This is a genomic window from Sulfolobus acidocaldarius SUSAZ (assembly GCA_000508305.1).
Classification (GTDB): domain Archaea; phylum Thermoproteota; class Thermoprotei_A; order Sulfolobales; family Sulfolobaceae; genus Sulfolobus; species Sulfolobus acidocaldarius_A.
Genome location: CP006977.1, coordinates 285,787 through 307,033 on the forward strand (window position 1 = coordinate 285,787; position 21,247 = coordinate 307,033).

Below are 21,247 nucleotides of genomic sequence, written 5' to 3' on the forward strand. Positions count from 1 at the left end.
AAAGTTAAATAAAATTTTAAATAAAAACTTTTGTTATTACTTTTGTTGAAACTTATACCATTTAACCCTATCAGGAAGTGTCAGATAGAAATCAATCTTTCTATGTTTTGGATATAGGTACTGGGTTTCTTCCTTTCCTTCTCTTAAATCATGTAAGTACTGCAGGAACTTCTCTTTGTGATCATCAACTGGTACACCTATTTTCCTCAAAAATCCCTCTACATCCGTAGCATGCCAATGTATTTGGGCAATAGTATAGGGATCGGCTCCCATAGCGAGAGCAACAAATTGTGCATCAGCTAAAACTGGTAAATTATAATTAACTCCATGTGCCTTACCAACCCATTGACTCTTATCTAAGGTTGTTACACACCCTGTATCGGAGGTTACGAAAACATCTGCATGACCCTCTTCTACAGCAGGTATAACTTTTTTAAATAGAGCAAAGCTTCTGGTAAATTCCCTTTCAGTCAGAATATGTCTGAAACCAAATCCACAGCAATCCCACCATGTAGAATAATCTACTAATTTAGCGCCTAAATTCTTCACTGTACCTGAAGGAGCAGCAGGTCTTCTTCCCTGGTAAACTTCAGGGTCATATATTGTATCCTCTGGAACTAACTTGTATATATGACATGGTGTATGAACAGCAGCCTTAACTCCTTCTAGGTTATATTTCTTCTGCTGTGCAGCTTTCTTGCTCATAACATACATCCATTCAGAGTAGTGGACTACTTCTTCTGGTACAACTATGTCCATGTCTAGTTTTCTCATTATTGGTCTTAGCTTCTCTCTTATTTCACTGTGTAGTATTATCATGTTCCTCATTTCTTTATAGTGCCCAAAAGAGGTACCACAATGTATTAGAGGGAAATAGTCTGTTTCATAAGCCCTCCACATATTTCTAACATAGACACCTGCTAATGCGACAGGATTAGACGCACCAGATGCGTGATAGTTCCAACCAGTACATGAAGTCTGATGAGGTTCGTCTAAATAATCAATCTCAAGTTTATTCATGATCCAAAATACTGAGGTTGGGTAACCAGGGATATGACCACACTGACCGCAACTCTTGTGATGCCATAACTTTGTTGTTGGAATTTTTTTAGGAAGACCATTTAAGGACTGATATTCTACAGGATTATATGTGGGTTTAACGTGATGGACTAGTATCTCACCCTTATCCTCTAGCTTATATAACTCCTCCTTAACGTGCTGGAGACCATGAGGTGTACTGTACTTATAAATTATCCTCTGATAAACTTCCTCCCAATCCACCTGGTCAGCCATAGGAAATGCTTCCTTTATAGCCTCGTCAAGCTTCTTCTCCTGTTCTTTATTCATACTCATATCTGAGACACCTTTGTTATTTATAAAATATTAATAAAAATATAAAAACTTTTCCTAAAGCTGTTTTACCTAAAAAACTTGGTTCAGTTGGGAAGAGTCCGTGATTCTAGTAGCTAGGGTAGTATTTTTGAAGTAAACTGAATAAAATACTTTCAATAAAATAGGTAATAATAATTAAATCATTAAGGTATTTCTCTGTGTAGTAAGTAATCACCGCTTTAGCGCAACTTTTTAAGATAAAAAGAAATAATCTAATTATTCACTAAACTTGTTAAACTTGCACAAATTGACTGGTAAACGTAAATTAGGTCTTAAATTAAATTAAAAAAGTATTACATTTTCAAAAACAACATAAACTGTCTTTTTATTTTTTAAATTTCCTACAAGTAGATTCCAGAACCGTAAATGATATTAAGTTAATACGTACATTATAAAATTATTAAGCACACTTTGTACAGCCTTTATAAAAAATTTATTAATCACAATTTACCATATATATATAAAAGGTGACTCAAAGGTGAGCAGTCTGAGAATATATAAAGAACTCGACTTAACCAGTTCCTCATGTGCAGGACCAATTGGTGAACTCTCAGGTGTGATAGATGAGCTTCAAGATAATGAAGCTGTTAAAGTAATATTGGGAGATGAGGCGACAAAAAAGGACATAGTATTATGGGCGAAGAGAAGGGGAGTTAAGATAGTAAAGGAAGAGCAGGAAGGAAGTAAGCACATATTATTCATAACTAAATGAGGTGATACAGTTTGGCTAAAAGGATAATTGTAGCAGGAGGAAATATAGGAGGTACAATAATAGCAAATAGGCTAGCCCAAAAACTAGATCATGAACTTCATAAAGGAGAAGTGGAAATTGTAGTTTTAAACAAGAACGATGACCATATTTACTACCCAGGACAATTGTTATTATCCTACGGTCTTGAGACTCCACCAGAATTAATGAAAAAAGAGAGCGAGCTTCTTGATCATAGAATTAAGTTCGTACATGGTGAGAAAGGAACTATAACAAAGTTTGACCCAGCAAACCACTCTGTACTAACTGCAGATGGAGTTTCCCACAGCTATGACTACTTAGTTATTACAACTGGAGTAGAGTACAGTTGGGACGAAATACCAGGCTATAGGGCTGGGTCAGTAAACTTCTATGAATATGAGGATGCACTGAAGATGAGAGAAGCCCTAAACAATTTCCAGGGAGGAACAATCGTAGTTAATACAGCAAGATTACCCCACAGATGTCCTGTTGCTCCCTTAGAGAATACATTAATCCTAGATGATTACTTAAGAAAGAGGGGGATAAGGGACAAGACTAAAATTATTTACACATATCCAGTTCAGGGAGTATTTGGAAGACCAATAACCAATAAATTCATGCTAAAGCTATTTGAAGAGAGAGGTATTGAAGTACATTCACCCTTCACTGTAACAAATGTAAACCCAACTGAGAAGATAATTGAGTCTCAAGAAGGAGGTAAGTTGAAGTATGATTTACTAATTGCAATTCCACCAAATATGGGAGCAAAAGTTGTAGGAGATTCAGGATTGGGTGACAGGAGGAGATGGCTACCAACTGATAAGTTTACCCTTAGAATGAAAGACCATTCAAATGTGTATGTAATGGGAGATACTACTGATTTACCAGTATCTAAGGCAGGCTCCACTGCAGACTTTGAATCTTATGTAGTATCCCACAACATAGCAAATGACATTAAAGGTAATTTAGGTATGAAGCACTACGGAGGAGATGTACTCTGTTACATAGCCACTGGAACTGATCAAGCAACCTACATTAGGTTTAGTTATACCATGAACGAGAGTCCTCCACCCCCATCCTATATCCACTGGTGGGGGAAGATAATGTACAATAAATTATACTGGACTGTAACAGCCAAGGCAGTGGTATAAAATGAAAGTAGGAATAATAGTGGGTACTAATGAGAGGGCGAGACTAATCTATGCAGCAATGAACTCTGTAATATCCTCATCTATGGGAGACGAAGTATTTGTATTCTTGACAATGGATTCAGTAAGGGCTTTCACAAAAAACCCAGAAGTTAAAGACTCAGATGTGTCATCAAAAACAATGGTTGAAAAGAAAGATGAGGACTTTGCAGGGCTCTTTAAAAAGGCAAAGAAGAGTGGAAAGGTGAAGATTTATGCTTGCTCTTACGCTAGCAAACTGTTTAACTATAGTAAAGCAGACTATAATGACCTTGTGGACGAAATAGCGGGAATAACTACTTTCATGATGGATGTAGAAGGAGGACAAATTATCTCAGTGTGGTGAAAGTAATGCAAGACCTTAATCTAGATAAGATTTTTTCTAAATTGGATCAGAAGAGAATTGATGCATTATCTGAATTAGTGGAACTAACACCAACATTAACTGAATTACTTAAGAAACTTGATGAGCTGAAAGAATCAGGAACACTGGACACATTGATCAATTATGCGTACATAGGAAAAACAATGAAGGATATGCTGAATGACGATGCACTTCAAAACCTTAGTAACACAGTTTCCAGTCTATTAGAGCTTACTAAGGTTCTGTCCAGACCTGATACATTCCATAATACCATGAGGTTAATGAATAATATAGACGCATTGGCTGATGTTACAAGCAAATTGAGGACAATGAAAGAAGACGGAACATTAGATGTACTTATGAATACTGCTTACACTATTAGGACATTCAGGGATATGCTGAATGACGAAGCTCTAGCTAACATTTCAAGGTATACGTCCAACCTGTTAGAGATTTTGAGGGAAATGGACGATAACTCAGTAAGATCATTGAAGAGCATATTAAGAAGGGCTAAGACTATAGATGGCTTAATGGTCAGATTAGAGGAGCTGGAAAATTCAGGAGCACTAGATGTGTTATTAAACCTAGCCTATGCAGGAAAAACAATGAAGGATATGCTGAATGACGATGCATTGGCTGAGATAGGGAAATATCTCTCCCAGATCTTGGAGGCTTATCCTAGAGTTATGGGATTACTAAATAGTGTGACAGATGGAAATGGTCTCATCTCAAGAATGATGAATGTAATGAAATCAGAGGACGTTAAAAAGGCTTTAGAATCTCCTCCCAAAGTGTCTATCAGTGGCTTGATTAAGCAGTTATCAGACCCTGAGGTACAAGCAGGTCTTGGAGTATTGTTCTCGATAATTAAAGCAATAGGAAAAGAATTCTCGAGTTCTAATAAGTGATTTTTATTTTTTCCTCCTTTTAAGACATTAAATAATAATGTGTAAATTTTTTCCTCCTTCTCTTCCTACTATGCAAGAGAATTCTCATGCAGAAATACAAAAATAATGTAAAATAAGTTTTCTGCATATATAAAAATTTACAAATCTAGCCAACTATCAGGCAATTCGTCTTCGTTAAGCTCTCCCTTTTCCCATTTCTCTTTTAGTTCCTCCAACTGTTGCTTTCTCTCTTCATAAATATCCATAATCATGTCATAAAGATCCTTATCCACATTCTTGAGAGAATCAAGAACTCCTGATTCGATAAAGATTGTCATTAACTCTACTGCTGTCTGTAATGATGTATGCCAACCTACATCAGACCTTTGTAGTAAATCCACTGGTATTGCCTTTCTATAGACATCCATGTTCTCAGACTCCTCTAAGGCTCTTGGTCCCCAGTCTGGGAAAGCCTCAGGTTGAATCATATTAGGTGTTACTTGATTTCCTGTGGTTATCACTGTCAGTAAAACTCTTCTGTAAGGGGCAAGCACTTCCTTAGCTGATGGTAAAGCAAATTTCACTGCATATTCTCTCAATAACATTATCAAACCCGCAATTTCATTATTAAATGGGCATCTCATTGAGCACGTATAACACTGTACACAAGCCCACACTTTCTTGTTGGTGAATTCCCAAATCTTATCGACAGAATCCCTCATCATATACTGAATCATTTCCCTTGGTCCAAAATCGTAAAACTTGGCTGCAGGACACCCTGAGGTACATACTCCACAGTTTAAGCAACCCCTCAAATATTCATTAAATCTGAAATCGCTTTTCACAGATTCCCAAAATCTAATTGCCGCTTCTCTTTCCTCAGGTTTCAAATTGCTTATTAGATTCCTCTCTTCCTCAGCTACTGCTCCTTGTACCTCATATGACATATCCAAGTATCTAGGGTCGTCAGGTAAAGGTGGAGTTATAGTTTTAGCTGCCATCAAATTCACACAAATAAATAATATAAGAAGGGTACTTATAAATTTTTATTATAATAAAAAAAATTGAACTTTACTTATTTCATTCTCTTGATAAGTATTCTAGTTGCCTCTCCCTGTTGCTGGATATCTAGGATTTGATGACCTGTCCTCCTTGCCCAAGCCTCAATATCAGGTTTTGCAGCTGGGTCTGTAGCTAATACTTCTAATACTTCACCGACTTGTATCTGCTTTATAGCCTTAGCTGTCTCTAGAACAGGTCCAGGGCAATACATTCCCCTTGCATCAAGGGTCTTTGATATTTTCGCTTCTTGAGTCACTTTCTCTCACCTTAGATAAATAATGTAATTCCACCCTCAGCTCTATCTAAAAAAGTTGCTGCACCTACTACATCATCAACAAATTCCGCTAAATCCTCCCTCTTTACACCAAAGAACTCCATTGTAGTTGAGCATGCATATACTTTAACTTCGCCAACTTCTTTAGCTTGCTGAACTAATTGATGCCACATGGGATACTTCATCTCTTGCATTCTCTGCATCATTATAGGTCCCATTTGCTCATAGTTCTTGTCTATCTGTGGTGGCTTTTGACTGTGAATACTGCTCTTGGTAATTGACTGTAAACCCCAGAAGGTGAAGAACAGGTTAACCTCATAACCACCTGCAGCTGCTGCAGAGGATAAGATTCCTACTGGCATAAGCTTGTCTATTGTTCCTGAGAACACTATTATAGACAGTTTCTTCTTCTTTTCTTCTCCCATTTTTTCACCAAATATTATTTTTGTTTTTGTTGTATATAACTTTTGAACTTAATTGCAAGCTCTACAAATTATGAATAAAGTAACAAAAACTTAAATAAGTACAAAAATATATAATTCAATAAGGGGTAATTAAGTATGGAGCAAGCTCAATCTGAATCTCAGGCTGAGGAACAAAAAAAGAAAATCCTGATAGTTGTCACTCACGGACCAGACGATATTGACCGAACATATGCACCCTTATTTATGGCTTCAATATCTGCTTCCATGGAGTACGAGACTTCAGTGTTCTTTATGATAAAAGGACCAAAACTATTAGACAAGAAGTGGCAAGAGGAAGAGAGAAGAAAGGGAGGTAACCCATTCATTAGATTCTTCGACATGGCAAGAGAAAATGGTGTTAAAATGTACGTATGCGTGCAAAGTCTAAAAGATATGTGCCATATGAATGAGAGTGACATAGTAGATGGAGTTGAAATAGTAGGAGGGTCAACACTAATAGATTTAACAATGGATGCTGACAGATCTCTATTCTTCTGATCTATCATGGAATATGATGTAGTGGTAGTAGGAGGAGGAACTGCAGGATATATTGCAGGAAGTATATTAGCAAGGAAAGGTAAGAAGGTACTGGTAACTGAAAGGGAAAGGTTTGGAGGAGTCTGCGTAAATTACGGCTGTGTTCCAAGTATATTTTTTTATGATGTAACCTATTTTCTAAACAGAGGAAAGGAAATAGGAAATTATCTTGGTATTGAAATAGAGACAAAGGAGAGCAAAAGATTTTTCCTAAGGAGAGACGAACTGATATCCTACCTATCCGATGCAGGTAAAAGGCTGATAGAGAATGCAGGTGGGGACACTGAGATTGGTGAAACGAGGATATTGACAAACAATAGGGTTAAAGTAAATGGCAAGGAAATTGACTTCAAGAGAATAATTATAGCCTCTGGTACAAAGCCATTGAGACCTAAAATACAAGGTAAAGAGAATGCAATAAGTGAAGATGAAGCAGTCAGACTGAACTATATACCTAGTTCTGTAGTTATAATTGGTGGAGGGTTTGCAGGCATAGAGTTAGCCCAATATTTTTCTCGATTAAACTCAAATGTCACATTACTCACCAGGAGAAAAATCCTGAGGACATTTCCTGAAGACGCAGTTAACTTTTTGAGACAGTCTTTAGAATTTGACGGCGTAAAGTTGATTGAAAACACAAGAGTCACTAATATCTCGAAAAGGATAGTTGAAACAGATAAGGGAAATTTTGAGGGAGAAGTGGTAGTGTATGCAACTGGAAGAGAGCCGGATTTACCGAAGGGAATTGAGAATATTAAAGTAATGACAGGAGAAAACGGAGTAGTAACCAATGAAAGGCTTAGGGCTGGCGAAAATGCCTATGCAATAGGAGACGTGGTAGATAAGGCGAATAAGACTGCGCATTCAGCTATGCTTGATGCTATCATATGTTCCATGGATATTCTTGGTATAGCTCATGTTAACGTAAAAAACATTAAAATACCCAGAGTGCTTTACACAGACCCTCAAATAGGTGTCATAGGTGATATAAATGACGCAGTGAAGTTCGGGTATTTCCCATTTAATGCGTCAACCAGAGCGATAATTAGTGGAAACAGAGAAGGATATGTGAAGATAGGAATAAACGAGAAAAATGAGATAGTTTTTGGGGAGGTCATTGGAGAAAAAGCAGAAGAATTGATAAATATATTAACGTTAGCTGTAAACAGTAAAATGACCGTGGAGCAACTTTCACTAATTCCCTTCGTTCATCCTTCTTTATCTGAAGCCATACTAAATTCAGCAAAGAGTTTTTTTGACCTAGACGTTGATAGATATAAGGAGAATAATGACTTTAAATGATTATATTAGAAAAAGAGGGCTCTCGTTAGTCACTGACGGTAACACAAAAAAGATCCTAATTGACGATTATGAAATAAGAATTGAAGAGAGAAGAGTTATATTGCCTATACCCTTACCAACCGGAAAAGAGACTTTAGATGATCTCTTGTCCATGGGAATAAAATACGCCAGAGCCTCAAGAATATCTCAATTACTAGGCTCACCTTTGGAGTACTCAATTGAAGGGAATACTGTGTTTGTCATAAAGAAGTTTGAAAGCGAGAAGAATCTTGAAGATTCACTTATTAAAGCATTAGATGGAATAGAGGGATTGAGGTACTTCCTATGAGTTACGATAATATAATTAGAGAGTATACTAGGGCAATTAAATCAAATATCACAATGTATCATTGCGGTGGAGAGGAATTAATCAACTATTTGAAGGATGTGATAGTAACTAGGGAATTAGAGGAGTGCCAAAAGCCTCTCATTAAGGTTCAAAAGGATAACAGAACGTACTTCACTTATTACGGTATACCTACTGCCAATGAGTTATGGCCCTTTTTAAATGCATTAGCAAGAATATCTAATAACATAGTCCAACTTGACCAAAAGGAGATTGAATTAGCCGAGAGCATCAGGGGAAATATTAAATTATTTGTAACTCCAGATTGTACGAAATGTCCAATAACCGCAGAATTTCTTTACCAATTAGCTCAGGTTAATCCTAGTGTGACCCTAGAGATCTTTGACGTAACTGAATATGAACATGAAAAGGAAAAATACAGGGTATTAAGTGTACCAAAAATTGTATTTAATGAGAGGACTGAGATTCCTGGAGGGTTTCCTAGTACTATCATCCTTAAGATGATGATAAAAGCTCTTGAGAAGACATGACCCTCACCCCAAAATCCGATGCCTTCTTTTTAACATCATCGTTATCAGTTACAAGAAGGGCATTTAGCTCTACAGCAACCATTATTGCCTCGGACTCATAATCTGGTATACCTTCAATCTTAGGTGGTTTATGTGAGAAGGATCTCACTATTGCACCATTATCCAATGCAATGTCTATATTTAAATGATTCCTCAACGCAAAAGATACTCCTAAAGTAGTAATTATTAGTTTATTTTCCCTGCCAAGGGACTTAAGGATTTCCTCTAATTTCTGAAAAGAGCTAGGCGATATAACTACATACATATATACTGTATTCATTAAGTGGGTTTTATACATTCACCACCTCTTTAGTGATTAAAACCTTCAAGAACCACACTTCGCAAGTCTATTAGGTCTCCCTCTTTCATCTCTGTGGATGAAAAGAATCTAATATAGGGATATCCTCCGTAAGATAGTACAACCTCCATGAACGCTTTCCCACAGATTGGTTTATTTTCCAAAACCTTGAAGGACGAATCAAATTCCCAATTTCTTATGAGCCCTCTCTTACCTTCAAAAATAACATAATTTTTCCTCCTCCTGTAGATTTCACCTAAACGTAGACCGAAAAGTGATATTGGTTCTTTATAACCACCTATAAGACCACCGTAACAAGCATATGGAATACTAGCATTAAGTAGACCACCACAGCATCCCAATCCTCTAAATTTTCCTGCCTGGGCATAATCCTCTATCCTAACGTCAAAGTAATCTCTAGTCTTAACCTTTATAATTCCTCTTAATGACTCCCTATACATACTTATTTTAGGGAAGGAAATTCTAACGCCCTCGATATGAGCATGAGGAAAATCTCCTCCTGTGTAAGGGGTTGAAATAAATTCACCTAAGGGTTGACCCTCTTTCACGTATTCTCCTTTTTCTGTGAAGGGTCTTATGTGAAGGACTTTAACCATGTTGCCATTGCTTTGCCTTATAAGTATCACGTAGTCATAGTCCACTTCAGCAAACCTGTTTGGTCTTCCAACTTTAATTTTCTCTGTCTCTATCACTTCTCCTTCCACAGGAGAATAGAAGGTGTGAAAATCTGGAGAAGAGATATCAATAGCTTTGGCTCTCACATGGGATGGAAAACCGCTAGAGAAAAAACTGACTAGTGAACCAGTAGGAATATACATGGACATCTAATTCAATAATTTTTTGATTAGGACCTCTAGCTTAGTTTGTTTTATTGCCTTTCTAGTGACTTCAAGATCAGGATATAGGGGGATATTCTTCAGTATACCACCAGGTCTTTCATTTGAGTAAGGTCTGTTACAACCTGGACAACCACTGGTCATAAATGCTGGAGCTAACTCCTCAACAGTGAGATCGCTAGGAATTTCTATATCCACTAGCTTACCCTCCTCATTAAATTTAAATGAGTCATATTTCACCAAATCGTTCTCTATAAACCATCTGGAAACTTGCATCCTTCGATAAACGTCTATTGGTACTGGTTTTCTCTTTTCCATAGGAGTACCACTTTCAGGATAAAATGCGAATAGTGATATTTTGGCTCCTCTGGAATGGGCGTACCACATAAGACGTATAGCATCCCTTTCAGTTTCTCCTAAACCTACAATCAAGTGAATACCAGCATTCTTCTTACCAAAAACCTCTACAGCCTCATCTATTGCCTGGATGTATCTATCCCATGAATGCATGCTTCTAGCCTGTTTCCCCCTAACTTGGTCAAAAAGTTCCTTATTAGCTGCATCGATTGCGACATCTATCATATTAGCTCCAGCCCTCCTCATTTCAATCATGTGCCTCTTATACGTATATGTTGCTGTAACTAATTCTGATATCTGTAATTCTATTCCAGCTTCTCTAATTCTCCTTGTAATCTCTATGGCATCAGGAGAAGCTCTAGGATGAGCCAACTGACCTACACATATTCTTTGAAGACCGTATCTAATGTCACCTTGTCTATCCTTTATTCTCTTGATTACCTCATCTAAGGGTCTCAAAGGCCACTCTACCCTTATCAGTGTCTTACACTCTGGACCCTGTGCCACCTCCCTTGCTTGTCCACAGTAAGAGCAATTTGCCTTACAACCGTCTGGATAGTATTGGAGTAGGTTAATGGTTGTATTTAGCACGTTGTTAAAAAATACTCCAGGAGAGAATCCCAGAACTATGTCTGCACCGAAGCTTAATCTCACCCAATCAGGACTCGAAACTAAACGAAGAGTCATGAAACACCACCTGAAATTATATCGAGAACAACATTGCCACAACAGGCATTACTAAGAAAAACTTTTCTCTTTAACATTGCATACTCATATGTTTCCTCTTCGGGGAATGCTATTGCATCTATATCGTAATCCACAGCAAATGTCTCCACCTTTACATAATCTTTACCTCGCGGTCTTGCACAGCCCAAATTTATTGGTATATTGCTAAATGTATCCCTAGCAAATCTTAGGGCAGTTATGAGTTCCTCAGGAGATGGCTGGTTTCCATTGTATATGGGTGTGCCAATCAATGGCATTAACCCAACAATAATTATGGCGTCCGGTTCAACTTGTTTTAGTAATCTTATAGCCTCTAAATCACCTTTAATACCTTTTGTACTTAGACCAACTATGACATGGGGCACTATCTTAATTCCTGCCTGTTTAAGATATTTAAATGAGTTTAGATAATCGTCTACCGTAAATGGTTGCCTCAGAACTTCTTTAATAGTTGTGTTATCTGAGACCATATCAAGTAAAGCCACCTTAACACCAGCTTCCTTGAGTTTAACTGCTATATCTTGGCTCCTTACCACCCCGGTATGGGCTATGATTGTAAGCTTATCCGCGTACTTGGAAATAACGTGTCCGTACTTCCATAAAGGAACGTCTCCTCTGATAGTAGAGCCACCTGAGAGTATTATCCCCTTATCTCCTGATTTAACAGCTCTTTCTAGCTCCCTTATGAGCTTCTCTTCACTAGACCCGTCTATCATAGTCTCTAAAACCCTTCTACCACAATGTTTACAATTAAAGGCACAATATTTACCTGTGACAGAAATGGACTTCCAGCCATCACTAGAAGAGATAAAATCAGTCTCATACCTTTTCAAATTAGGAGCATAAATAAACAATGGTCTCATTTTAACGCCTCCTTCATTAAGTTTATTAGATCTTCCTGTGTTATTCCCAATATCTTTACATTCTTGTACCATTCCTTGATCTCATTATCTATATCCTCTACTCTACTCCATTTCAGCCTTGCCTCTAAGTCATAAATTGCAGTCCTAGGTTCCACAAAGAAGTCTCCTGTAATAAGCACAGACTGAACTAGGTTCTCTCCAGCCAATTTAATCTGTACTTTTATCAGCCCTCCAGGGAGCTTCCTTTCTAAATACTTAATGTTATCGCCCTCTAACGGCTTTCTCATACCGAATATCCACTCAGGGGATGAGTACTTTCTTGCAAGTCTATTTATGGTCTCAGTTTCTTCCTTATGGTAAACGGATTCCTTTAGTTCAACTCCCAAGGCTTCAGAAAATCCCTCCTTGGCTATTTTTATTAAGTCCAGCATATCTATACTAGAAGCTAACTCCTTGTTAATCCATGTTAATCTGTCCTTAAAGTCCTTAGACAGTTTATCCTTTAATTTCTCAGATGTCAACTTAAGTACTGATACCATTGCGTCGACATCGAAGTCTAAGAGAATTGTTCCTGTAACACCCATGTATCTTCCCTCTGAGAAAGCACCTATTCCAGATATTTTTCTCCCTTTGATTTCCACATCATTTTTTGGTCTGAAATTTGCATTTATACCTAATTTTCCCAGTGTCCTTACCACACACTCTGCACCTAATCTCATGGCATTATCCGGAGTCTCGCCTAGTAGACTCTTGTCTGCATAAATTTCCCATCCTAGTTGCCATGGTCCCATTATTATAGTTCCGCCTCCTGTAGGTCTCCTACCAACATCCCAATTCTTACGACGCACTTCCTCTAGATTCACCTCCTGCTCGACTGTTTGATGGTATCCTATGAGGACAGCTGGAGGGTCAAATATAACGAACCTAAGCACAGGACTACTTCCAGAGGCTACCGATAACAGAAGTGCTTCCTCGCCTGCAAGAATATAGTCTTGACTATTTCTTTCCACAATAAATCTGAATTCTCTCATTAATATTTGCTTTAGTTTAGTAAATATAAAAATCTATCCTTAAAATCTTTTCAAAAGAAAAAGTAAGTTGTAAGAAATTATTAAGTTTTTAAGAAATGTGGTTTTACACCAAGTTCAGGTGAAATTATAAGGGAAATTTGAGATAAAAATAGCATGAAAGTAGTTTGCGCGGTATGTAACAGGCTTTTTGAAGCTGAATGCACACCATATAGACAATCTCACCAAGAAGTTTTATACTATTTTGATACTGAAATATGTATGTTAGCGTTTCTAAAGGAACCAGAGAGATTTGTGTATAAGTGCAGAAAAGAGGAAACCTAGTAAAAATCAAAGATACCTTACGGTCATAGATCAGTACCATAAACCCCTTTTCATACTATCCAACTTTGTATAAAGGGCTATCTGAAGATACCTAAATACCTCAATTGTAAATTTAACTGCAATGTCTTCGTCATAAGAATTTAATTTAGAAATGAGCTCTGTTATCATTCTATTCATATCGTTCATAGTGGTCTTCTCCATCTCGTATTGGTTCAACTGAAGAATCTCAAGTATTTCGCTTTTAGTCTTAGCTTGTTTTAACCTTTGATATATCTTGATTACAACTCCCTCCTTCTCTTTTCCAAACAGAGCGTCTTGAGGATTCCTGAGCCATCTAGCATAGGTAGCTGCTAACTTCTTTGCCTCATTCTCTATAGACATGATTTTAATTTCATCATAGTTAGATAAAAATTTTCAATCTCTTCAGTGAACCTAGTGCACTTAGCAAGTCATTTGACATAATAAAAGGGGAATACTTAGAGCAATCATAGTATCTATTCACACAAACTACTTTTATCCTTGAGTCAAAAAATCTGGCTGAAAGTAAATCTAGGGGCGAAGAACCAATAATGACGACGTCTAGGGGATCCCATTCAGTTATTTTAAATAAGATCTCAACAGGCTCCTTTGAGGGCTTCGTTCTTCCGGTATTCGAAACTACATACAATGGGCTTACATTTATTCTCTTGAGCAGTTGATTTGTCGTGACAGGATCGTAGGGGGATAAGACTGCAAGCTTATCCTTAACTTGTTCGTACAATTTATGCCAGTCCTCGTGTACCTCATAAGTTATAGGTAAACTCTTGATATTTTCTCCCTTGTAGAGTTTGTATAGTTGATTTGTCAAGTCGATCTTCAGTATCACGCCGTCTAACCAAACTGCAAAATGCACCATAGCTAGGTTTATAAATTATTTTTATGATTTAAAAAGTGTATGAAAATTTCATTTTTCAATTTCCCAGACGATCTATTGTATGAACCTGAAAGACATGTGTGGATTAAGGTCGAGGAAAATAAGGTTGTAAGTGTGGGCATGACCGATCTAGGGCAGTACCTTGCAGGAAAGATATTCCAAGTGTCTGTGCCTAGAAGGCTAGGAGAAAGGGTCAACAATAGAACTATACTGTTCTCAGTAGAAAGCGCAAAGTGGATAGGAAAAATAAGATTGCAAATAGAAGGTGAGGTGGTAGATATTAATGAACGGGTTATAAAAAACCCATCCATAATTAATGAAGATCCGTATGGAAGTTGGATTGTCAAAGTTTCAGTTACTGACGTAGATCTTGTTAAGAGAGTGTTTAAGAACATACAAGATTGTAGAAACCAATTTGAGGAGGAAGCAAATAGGATTGTATCATGGAAAAATAGTTCCTGAAGAGTGCCCTCAGATTCCCTTTAGGTTAGCCGGTAGAATACAGATTTATGTTGATGCAGATAATATAATAAAATAAAAAAGCCATTCATATTTTCTTTAAGGTAAATTTTATTTATTTAAATTTAGAGATATAGTATAGACCTATTATGGTAGTAGAAGCTAATTGTGAAATCCCAGAAAACCTATACTATTATATTGATGGAAAGAACACGGTGTGGGTGAAAATAGAGGGAAGTGATATTGCGGTAGTTGGTATAACGGATTTAGCACAAACCATGGCAGGGAAAATTGTGAAGATAAGGATAAAGAAGAAAGGTATAAAAGTAGAGAAGGGAAGACCTGTAGCAACTCTAGAGAGCGGAAAATGGGCGGGACCAGTGCCTGCACCAGTTTCCGGTGAGGTAGTGGATTCCAACTCAGAAGTTGAAAAAAGTCCTGTAATCTTAAATAGAGATCCATATGGTCAAGGATGGATTGCAAAAATTAAAATTAGTAACCAGGAGGAAGTTAAGCAACTATTAACAGGACAGCAAGCTATCCAAAAACTCAAGGAAATCATAACCTCAGAGAAATTAACATGTAAGAGGCTACAGTGATGGGAGACTGGAGATATGTCTCCTTACCTCCTCAAGACGGCTATCATATGATAACTTCGTTTGTTGCTGTAGCAGATTACGTTAACAAGAACGGGAAAAATACCTTAATGACTTTTTATGCCAGGACTCCATTCATCAACGTTGGTGTGCATCAAGAGGTCTGGTTGGAAGTAGATCTTGAGTGCGCTAAGCAGAATAACATTACTGTTGTAAGAAGAGACATAGGTGGTGGAACGGTAGTAATTACCCCAGGTGAGCATGATTATTTCATAGTAGTTAGAGCTGAAGAAGTTCCAAGAAATCCCCCTCAGTTATATGAGAAATTCTTAACACCAGTGGTTAACGTCCTGAAATCCTATGGTCTTAACGCAAACTTAAGGGATCAGGATATAGTAGTAAACGGAAAGAAAATAAGTGGTAATGGTGCATCAACGTTTAGCAATGCAGTGGTCATAACGGGAAATATCCTTTTTCAGTTAGATGTGGATACCATGACAAGATGCATAAAAGTACCATCAGAGAAGTTCAGAGATAAAATGGCAAAGGACATAAGGGATTGGTTAACGTCCCTAGAGCGAGAGCTAGGATATGTACCCCCAAGGGAGGAAATTGAAAAGAAATTGAAGGATGAATTTGAGAGGTCATTAGGCATAAAATTTGAGGACTCAAGGTTAAGTAGGGAAGAGATTGAATTGTGGGAATCATTAGCTATAGAAAAAGCTAATGAAGAATGGATCTACTATAAGGACAATAGACATCCTGATTTACATTTAGAGAGATGTGTTAAAATCTCTTCATCTGTTGCAATTTGTCACATTGATTATAAAGCCAGAAAATTGTTGAGGATAACTATGAGAATAGTGGAAAAAAGGGTTGATGAGATATCTATATCAGGAGACTTCTTTGTCATGAATCCTAAGAACTTTCTAGAGAAACTAGAGGAGAGTCTGAAAGGAGTAGAGGTCAATAATATTAACAGTGTGGTGCGGAGAATGTTTGAAACTGAAAAACCTGTTATATTTGGATTTTCAGAAAAAGACTTAATCAATGCTATACAAGAAATACTCAACAAACCTGAAGTTCAAGAAGTCATTTAGAGTTTCTTTATTTGTATCTCTCTACATCTAGCAAGACACTCTGAGATACTTATGAATTTCCAGTTTGGTGACCTACTACCGGCTGTAAGACAGTCTTTTACACATTCCTCATTAGATGTTTGTTGCTCCATAATTAAAAATAAACAAAAACAAAAAAGAAAAATTTTTCTCCCTATGATAAAAGAATAAATTAAATGACAAAGGAAAGGGTGAATCAATTAGAGCTAGAGGTTGAAGCAATTGTTGAAGTTGATGGAAAGGAATATAAAGTGGTAACAGTTCCTACAGCTGAGGAATATACAGGTTTTCCTCCCTCATGGGAGTTTGTGAAAGCTAATATGTTAAAATGGAAACCTTACTTTAAAGCTAAAATGTTAAATTTCAATGGTCAATTGATCCCCGCATTAGAAAACGTCTTGCTAAATATGGACGAGAATATGTATGAGTTTCTACTTGATATATACTACACCTTTAAGGTAAACAGACCCTCCATTGAAACAAATATTAGTACAATAATCACCAGACAAATAGAAAGGCTTGAAGAAAAATTGAACAGAACTTTCAACGAGAAGGAGAGGACTGACCTTTACATAAAATATGGCATAGAGGCAGCTATCCTCAAGGACATAGGTGTAATAAATTGACAATAATCACATTTACGGCTGAAGGGGAATTTTCAGGGGATAAGGTCACTATAACTATAATGGATGATCAAATTCTAGAAGTTGGAACTTTAGGCTCAAACTATGTTAAACCTGAGGAATTATGTTTAGCTTCAGCATTGTCATGTCTTATACTAACAGTTAATTACATTGCAAAGGAGAAAGGGGTAGACGTGAAAGGAATAGAGGGTTATATAGAGGGAAAGTTAGATCCTGATGGATTTCAAGGTAAAAACAGTGTACCACCAGGCTTACTCGAAGTCAACTATCATATTTCAGTTAAGTCCAATGATACCAAGATTAATGAGGTTATAGAGGAGGCTGAAAAGAGGTGTCCTATGAAAGATACATTGACAAGAGGAATAAAAGTGAATATAAGGTGGAAAATAGAAGAGACTAATTGAAAATGAGCTTTAATTCAGAGAGGGGGATTAAACATGTCTGAGTTACTAAAACCTGGTGAGAGGGAAAGAGATGAAATTATCGCTTACATTCAAGTACTGCTAGACTATTTGAATGATTTCATTAGCAAACATAGAAGTGAATTAATTAAACTTGGGGTCATGAGTAGGTTACTTAAAAATATCTCATTCATATCTATGCATAAATATAGCCCCGAAATCTACATAAGAGAATATTGGGATGAAATAGTTAGTATTATGGATACCTTGAAAAAAGACCCCCAACTAGAGAAAGAGATTGTAGAGATGAACGATATATTAGAGAAAATAAGCGAGTTAAGAAAGTCGCTCTTACAGTAGAAATTTAAAAATAGTAAACCTCTTAAAATATTTTTTTGAAATTGTGAGCCAAATCAAAAGTATACCTATTAACTATGAAATTATACTAAAAAATAAGGATAAATATAAACTAGAAATTAAAAATATTTCAATGCAATCGTCCTCCTCCGGTCAAGAAGTAGCAAAAAACCTACTCTTCAGAACGGAGAGGAGGTAGACTCTGGGCTTTGCTTCATTGTTTTGAATTCATAATCATATATTATCATGACATCTGAATCCTTATCAACCTCTCTGGCACCGTTAATATACTTCTTAGCTCCTTCCACATTATCAGCATAACAAACAGTTATTCCAGCATAACCATCAGTAAATTGCCACAATTTACATTCCTGTAAAACGGGTGATATATCCTCAATTCTCTTAGAGAACATAGAGAATATAACTATGTCTGCTCTTCCTAGATTAATTTCCGGCACTATCAAAATCATTCCTCTGAATCTCATGTGCCTTATATGTTTTTCTATAACTCTACTGTTAATACCTAACTTTTTAGAAATCTCAGAAGAAGCTAGCCTAGGATCTTCCTTTAGCATTTCAACAATCTTCTTATCTAAACTTGAGGGTTTGAGCTTGTATTGAACAGGTAAGTAAGTTAGTATGGGATCTCCCAATTCCTTACGCATATACTCTATCCTATCCTTTAACTCAGTTTGACTTGAACCGTATATGCCATAGACATTAAGCCATTCTAAACATCTTAACTTAAAGGAAATCCAATCAGCGTCTATCTCCTTGTAATTCTTAAAGGCAATATACAATTGATATTGACCATAAAAGTTAGGGTTAATATATAGCTTAAATCCCTTTAAAATATTACTATCTACAAGTTTTCGGAACCTATAATTTAAACTTGCAGGCGTCAAGTTAAGCAGACTGGCTATTCTTCTCTGCGATATTCTGCCATCTTTAAGAAAAAACGAAAGAATTCTCTTATCTACTATATCCATGGAATCACACTTTCTTAATGTTTTGTTTTATCTTTTCTACTACATCTGATGGAATTTCTTTCATACCGTGGGAAGTCTTAGCATGAACCTTCAGTATTTCTAGCACTTCTTGTTCAGAAGAGGCATTCTTTACTTCAAATCCGCAGCTCATCCCTACACTACTACAACTAAATTCGTACTTCTTCTTCTTGCCGAATCCAAATACCATATATTATAATTAGGTGAAAGATATATTTATTAATTCATTAAAACTATTCAAACGCCTCTATATATACTAAAAAAAGTATTATTATATGATGGTAAAGTACACCTTCAAATGTGCGGATGTAGGAATGGACTGCGGATTCGAAATAGTTAATGCTGGGAGTGAAGATGAGTTACTAGAAGAACTCAAATCCCATGCAAAAATGTCACACGGACTAACATCAATATCATCTGATCTTTTAAACAAAATAAAGCAAAACATAAAGAAGAGCGGAAAATACTATTTCGCTTGTAGTAATGTAGGAATGGACTGCGGATTCGAAATAAAGGCATCATCTTCAGAACAAGAGTTACTGGAAGAGCTTATGGTTCATGCAAAGATGTCTCACGGACTAACATCAATACCACAGGAAACCTTAAACAAGATAAAGCAAAATATCAAAGTAATGTAAAAAGTTTTTTATTCTTTTTTACCTTTATTCTTATAGAACTAATATACACTCTCTGAAGTCGCTATTAACTCTTAAACTCTACTCATACATGGAAGAATTCGGGTTTAAATATCATAACATAAAATAAAAAGAGTGTAACGAGTATGTAAAGTACAGATACAAACCTCATCCTCCTTCTAAACTCAACTACTCCCCTATAAGTAAGTCTATAATGGTAAAATTCCAAGAACAGGATGAAGGGAGATATAATAAAGGCATAATAAGCCCATCTGGGAAATCCTAACTCCATCCACATATAAGCTCCTGATAAAGCGGTAACAAACAAGGATATAATCTCAATAAAAACTAACTTTCTATAGGCTACTAATATTGATGAATCTGTTAATTTCATAAATTCAATGAGATAATAAGCCCCAGTACTAAGACCAGCCCATCCTATAATTCCTAACAAATGGATATACAACATTAATTCATAGAACACACTGAACTAATCTAATCATTCTTTAAAAGAATTTATAAAACGTTAATGGACAATTTACCTTAATCTTTGTGATTTTAGCAATATTTCAGTCCACAGAATTATGGAAAACAAAAAACAGAAAGAACTTTCATGCGTTTTAACTTACAGTAAGATTAATTTTCAGTTCAGGCTATATATCTACTTTGAATCTCTGGCAAAGCCATAACTAGCTGCGATGCCTGGAGACTACTGGATGATTGAGATGTAGTAGTGGTCGAAGATGTACCGTTCAAGAAAACGTTACAGACATTTGCAGGTTTCCCGCCATCAATTTGACAAATATACTTAGTAATTAGATTAGCCTGCGCATAAACTTGCAAATATATTTGACTATTTGTATCATTGAGTTGGCTTATAACATAATTCCAGTCATGCCCTGACATGAGACCGGGATCAATTGAAGTACCTACCTGATAATAGTACCCTATTATTATGAATGGTATCTGACCCTTACCATATTGGGTCCACATTTGATAAATATTGGTAGGAACGGGTTCTAATTGACTTCCATTTCTAGCCTCATACTCTATCCCTATAAAAGATATATATGGACTAGTGTAGTTAGCCTTCACAAAAGTAAAGGTAGGTGTATTAGGATAGACGTCTGAAGAACTAGATTGCATATACTCTAAGCCTGTAAAATTTCCAAATCTAAGAAGAGCTAATATTAGAGCCCATCGTTCAACTGCACAATAGGGACACCATTCAGCTCCTACGTATATCACCGCAGGTTTACCCTCTGATGAAAAGTTTAATGGCAGAACTTGTAAGTTAGTAGGATAAGCTTGTACATTATAACCCTGTTTACTTAACTCAACTAACTGTGGATATATGGAGACATTCTTACCTAAAGACGATGAATTATTTGAAGACGACAGCGAAACACCTATAATGACGCCAGTTATAATTATTAGTAAAACTATAACAATAATCTTGTAATACTTAGATGGCATACTTAGGTTTATTCATAAAATCCCATATATTAGTTTGTCGTTAGAAAATTTTTAACTAATTCTTAAGTAAGAAA

The 21,247-nt window shown here is 36.4% G+C and carries 31 protein-coding genes; 16 read left to right on the forward strand and 15 right to left on the reverse strand.

The genetic code is table 11. The annotated features are described in order from the left end of the window. Window positions 1-36 precede the first annotated feature (36 nt). Entirely contained in the window at window positions 37-1,353 is a 1,317-nt protein-coding gene (locus SUSAZ_01675) for a heterodisulfide reductase subunit B (GenBank protein ID AHC50827.1), read from the reverse strand. Between the two features lie 517 nt (window positions 1,354-1,870). Between SUSAZ_01675 and SUSAZ_01680 the strand changes: the two genes are divergently transcribed. The 4 genes from SUSAZ_01680 to SUSAZ_01695 are packed head-to-tail and all read left to right on the forward strand — an operon-like array spanning window position 1,871 to window position 4,581. Beyond that, a complete protein-coding gene (locus SUSAZ_01680; GenBank protein AHC50828.1) occupies window positions 1,871-2,104 on the forward strand; it encodes a response regulator SirA in 234 nt (77 codons plus the stop codon). A gap of 11 nt (window positions 2,105-2,115) precedes the next feature. Continuing rightward, window positions 2,116-3,273, forward strand: coding sequence for an FAD-dependent pyridine nucleotide-disulfide oxidoreductase (locus SUSAZ_01685; GenBank protein ID AHC50829.1), 1,158 nt, complete (start codon window positions 2,116-2,118; stop codon window positions 3,271-3,273). Window position 3,274: 1 nt separating this feature from the next. Then, window positions 3,275-3,655, forward strand: coding sequence for a hypothetical protein (locus tag SUSAZ_01690; GenBank protein AHC50830.1), 381 nt, complete (start codon window positions 3,275-3,277; stop codon window positions 3,653-3,655). Window positions 3,656-3,660: 5 nt separating this feature from the next. Beyond that, on the forward strand, window positions 3,661-4,581 hold the full coding sequence (locus SUSAZ_01695; protein AHC50831.1) for a hypothetical protein: 921 nt from the start codon (window positions 3,661-3,663) through the stop codon (window positions 4,579-4,581). 137 nt (window positions 4,582-4,718) lie between these two features. Here the strand turns inward: SUSAZ_01695 and SUSAZ_01700 are convergent, their stop codons facing one another. The 3 genes from SUSAZ_01700 to SUSAZ_01710 form a co-directional block, all read right to left on the reverse strand. Further along, window positions 4,719-5,561 (reverse strand): heterodisulfide reductase, encoded by an 843-nt coding sequence (locus SUSAZ_01700; GenBank protein ID AHC50832.1) that lies wholly within the window; start codon window positions 5,559-5,561, stop codon window positions 4,719-4,721. A 74-nt stretch (window positions 5,562-5,635) separates the two neighbouring features. Continuing rightward, window positions 5,636-5,878: a response regulator SirA gene (locus SUSAZ_01705; GenBank protein AHC50833.1), complete on the reverse strand. Its 243-nt coding sequence runs from the start codon at window positions 5,876-5,878 to the stop codon at window positions 5,636-5,638. An 11-nt stretch (window positions 5,879-5,889) separates the two neighbouring features. Further along, window positions 5,890-6,321 carry a peroxiredoxin family protein gene (locus tag SUSAZ_01710; protein AHC50834.1) on the reverse strand — a complete coding sequence of 144 codons (432 nt, stop codon included), beginning with the start codon at window positions 6,319-6,321 and terminating at the stop codon, window positions 5,890-5,892. 135 nt (window positions 6,322-6,456) lie between these two features. Between SUSAZ_01710 and SUSAZ_01715 the strand changes: the two genes are divergently transcribed. From SUSAZ_01715 to SUSAZ_01730, 4 genes are read left to right on the forward strand one after another with little or no spacing between them, the layout of a single operon-like run. Beyond that, the gene (locus SUSAZ_01715) at window positions 6,457-6,858 is read left to right on the forward strand and encodes a DsrE family protein (protein ID AHC50835.1); all 402 of its coding nucleotides are present in this window, start codon (window positions 6,457-6,459) and stop codon (window positions 6,856-6,858) included. Between the two features lie 6 nt (window positions 6,859-6,864). Then, complete coding sequence (locus SUSAZ_01720; protein AHC50836.1) at window positions 6,865-8,199, forward strand: FAD-dependent pyridine nucleotide-disulfide oxidoreductase; 1,335 nt, start codon at window positions 6,865-6,867, stop codon at window positions 8,197-8,199. After that, window positions 8,186-8,527 carry a hypothetical protein gene (locus tag SUSAZ_01725; GenBank protein AHC50837.1) on the forward strand — a complete coding sequence of 114 codons (342 nt, stop codon included), beginning with the start codon at window positions 8,186-8,188 and terminating at the stop codon, window positions 8,525-8,527. The genes SUSAZ_01720 and SUSAZ_01725 overlap by 14 nt, the downstream gene beginning before the upstream one ends. Beyond that, window positions 8,524-9,075 carry a glutaredoxin gene (locus SUSAZ_01730; GenBank protein ID AHC50838.1) on the forward strand — a complete coding sequence of 184 codons (552 nt, stop codon included), beginning with the start codon at window positions 8,524-8,526 and terminating at the stop codon, window positions 9,073-9,075. Before SUSAZ_01725 ends, SUSAZ_01730 begins: the two co-directional genes overlap by 4 nt. On the opposite strand, the gene SUSAZ_01735 is transcribed toward SUSAZ_01730, so the two are convergent. Genes SUSAZ_01735 through SUSAZ_01755 form a run of 5 tightly spaced genes read right to left on the reverse strand, consistent with a single transcriptional unit; the run spans window position 9,041 to window position 13,246 of the window. Continuing rightward, the gene (locus SUSAZ_01735; protein AHC50839.1) at window positions 9,041-9,379 is read right to left on the reverse strand and encodes a hypothetical protein; all 339 of its coding nucleotides are present in this window, start codon (window positions 9,377-9,379) and stop codon (window positions 9,041-9,043) included. The genes SUSAZ_01730 and SUSAZ_01735 overlap by 35 nt on opposite strands. A gap of 44 nt (window positions 9,380-9,423) precedes the next feature. Next, window positions 9,424-10,251: a hypothetical protein gene (locus SUSAZ_01740; protein AHC50840.1), complete on the reverse strand. Its 828-nt coding sequence runs from the start codon at window positions 10,249-10,251 to the stop codon at window positions 9,424-9,426. A 6-nt stretch (window positions 10,252-10,257) separates the two neighbouring features. Next, window positions 10,258-11,313, reverse strand: a complete 1,056-nt coding sequence (locus SUSAZ_01745) for a biotin synthase (GenBank protein AHC50841.1) — start codon at window positions 11,311-11,313, stop codon at window positions 10,258-10,260. After that, a complete protein-coding gene (locus SUSAZ_01750) occupies window positions 11,310-12,215 on the reverse strand; it encodes a radical SAM protein (GenBank protein ID AHC50842.1) in 906 nt (301 codons plus the stop codon). Before SUSAZ_01750 ends, SUSAZ_01745 begins: the two co-directional genes overlap by 4 nt. Further along, window positions 12,212-13,246 (reverse strand): ligase, encoded by a 1,035-nt coding sequence (locus SUSAZ_01755; GenBank protein ID AHC50843.1) that lies wholly within the window; start codon window positions 13,244-13,246, stop codon window positions 12,212-12,214. Before SUSAZ_01755 ends, SUSAZ_01750 begins: the two co-directional genes overlap by 4 nt. 153 nt (window positions 13,247-13,399) lie before the next feature. Between SUSAZ_01755 and SUSAZ_01760 the strand changes: the two genes are divergently transcribed. Continuing rightward, window positions 13,400-13,567, forward strand: a complete 168-nt coding sequence (locus tag SUSAZ_01760) for a hypothetical protein (GenBank protein ID AHC50844.1) — start codon at window positions 13,400-13,402, stop codon at window positions 13,565-13,567. A gap of 30 nt (window positions 13,568-13,597) precedes the next feature. Here SUSAZ_01760 and SUSAZ_01765 read toward each other — a convergent pair whose 3' ends face one another. Both SUSAZ_01765 and SUSAZ_01770 read right to left on the reverse strand, forming a co-directional pair. Next, window positions 13,598-13,948: a hypothetical protein gene (locus tag SUSAZ_01765; GenBank protein ID AHC50845.1), complete on the reverse strand. Its 351-nt coding sequence runs from the start codon at window positions 13,946-13,948 to the stop codon at window positions 13,598-13,600. A gap of 19 nt (window positions 13,949-13,967) precedes the next feature. Continuing rightward, a complete protein-coding gene (locus SUSAZ_01770) occupies window positions 13,968-14,462 on the reverse strand; it encodes a hypothetical protein (protein ID AHC50846.1) in 495 nt (164 codons plus the stop codon). A 39-nt stretch (window positions 14,463-14,501) separates the two neighbouring features. Here SUSAZ_01770 and SUSAZ_01775 point away from each other — a divergent pair, with 39 nt between their 5' ends. The 6 genes from SUSAZ_01775 to SUSAZ_01800 all read left to right on the forward strand — a co-directional run bounded on the left by SUSAZ_01775 (window position 14,502) and on the right by SUSAZ_01800 (window position 18,058). Continuing rightward, window positions 14,502-14,942: a glycine cleavage system protein H gene (locus SUSAZ_01775; protein AHC50847.1), complete on the forward strand. Its 441-nt coding sequence runs from the start codon at window positions 14,502-14,504 to the stop codon at window positions 14,940-14,942. A gap of 146 nt (window positions 14,943-15,088) precedes the next feature. Next, on the forward strand, window positions 15,089-15,538 hold the full coding sequence (locus SUSAZ_01780) for a glycine cleavage system protein H (GenBank protein AHC50848.1): 450 nt from the start codon (window positions 15,089-15,091) through the stop codon (window positions 15,536-15,538). Further along, on the forward strand, window positions 15,538-16,635 hold the full coding sequence (locus SUSAZ_01785) for a ligase (protein ID AHC50849.1): 1,098 nt from the start codon (window positions 15,538-15,540) through the stop codon (window positions 16,633-16,635). The genes SUSAZ_01780 and SUSAZ_01785 overlap by 1 nt, the downstream gene beginning before the upstream one ends. Before the next feature lie 194 nt (window positions 16,636-16,829). Continuing rightward, on the forward strand, window positions 16,830-17,279 hold the full coding sequence (locus tag SUSAZ_01790) for a hypothetical protein (GenBank protein ID AHC50850.1): 450 nt from the start codon (window positions 16,830-16,832) through the stop codon (window positions 17,277-17,279). Beyond that, window positions 17,276-17,701, forward strand: a complete 426-nt coding sequence (locus tag SUSAZ_01795; protein ID AHC50851.1) for a peroxiredoxin — start codon at window positions 17,276-17,278, stop codon at window positions 17,699-17,701. Before SUSAZ_01790 ends, SUSAZ_01795 begins: the two co-directional genes overlap by 4 nt. Before the next feature lie 33 nt (window positions 17,702-17,734). Further along, a complete protein-coding gene (locus SUSAZ_01800; GenBank protein AHC50852.1) occupies window positions 17,735-18,058 on the forward strand; it encodes a hypothetical protein in 324 nt (107 codons plus the stop codon). Between the two features lie 176 nt (window positions 18,059-18,234). On the opposite strand, the gene SUSAZ_01805 is transcribed toward SUSAZ_01800, so the two are convergent. Beyond that, the gene (locus SUSAZ_01805) at window positions 18,235-19,044 is read right to left on the reverse strand and encodes an AsnC family transcriptional regulator (protein ID AHC50853.1); all 810 of its coding nucleotides are present in this window, start codon (window positions 19,042-19,044) and stop codon (window positions 18,235-18,237) included. A 4-nt stretch (window positions 19,045-19,048) separates the two neighbouring features. After that, window positions 19,049-19,252, reverse strand: coding sequence for a small metal-binding protein (locus tag SUSAZ_01810; protein AHC50854.1), 204 nt, complete (start codon window positions 19,250-19,252; stop codon window positions 19,049-19,051). A gap of 88 nt (window positions 19,253-19,340) precedes the next feature. Between SUSAZ_01810 and SUSAZ_01815 the strand changes: the two genes are divergently transcribed. Continuing rightward, the gene (locus SUSAZ_01815; protein AHC50855.1) at window positions 19,341-19,700 is read left to right on the forward strand and encodes a small metal-binding protein; all 360 of its coding nucleotides are present in this window, start codon (window positions 19,341-19,343) and stop codon (window positions 19,698-19,700) included. An 82-nt stretch (window positions 19,701-19,782) separates the two neighbouring features. Here SUSAZ_01815 and SUSAZ_01820 read toward each other — a convergent pair whose 3' ends face one another. Together SUSAZ_01820 and SUSAZ_01825 are read right to left on the reverse strand one after the other, a co-directional pair. Further along, window positions 19,783-20,181, reverse strand: coding sequence for a hypothetical protein (locus tag SUSAZ_01820; protein ID AHC50856.1), 399 nt, complete (start codon window positions 20,179-20,181; stop codon window positions 19,783-19,785). A gap of 164 nt (window positions 20,182-20,345) precedes the next feature. Then, window positions 20,346-21,173 (reverse strand): hypothetical protein, encoded by an 828-nt coding sequence (locus SUSAZ_01825; protein ID AHC50857.1) that lies wholly within the window; start codon window positions 21,171-21,173, stop codon window positions 20,346-20,348. Window positions 21,174-21,247 lie beyond the last annotated feature (74 nt).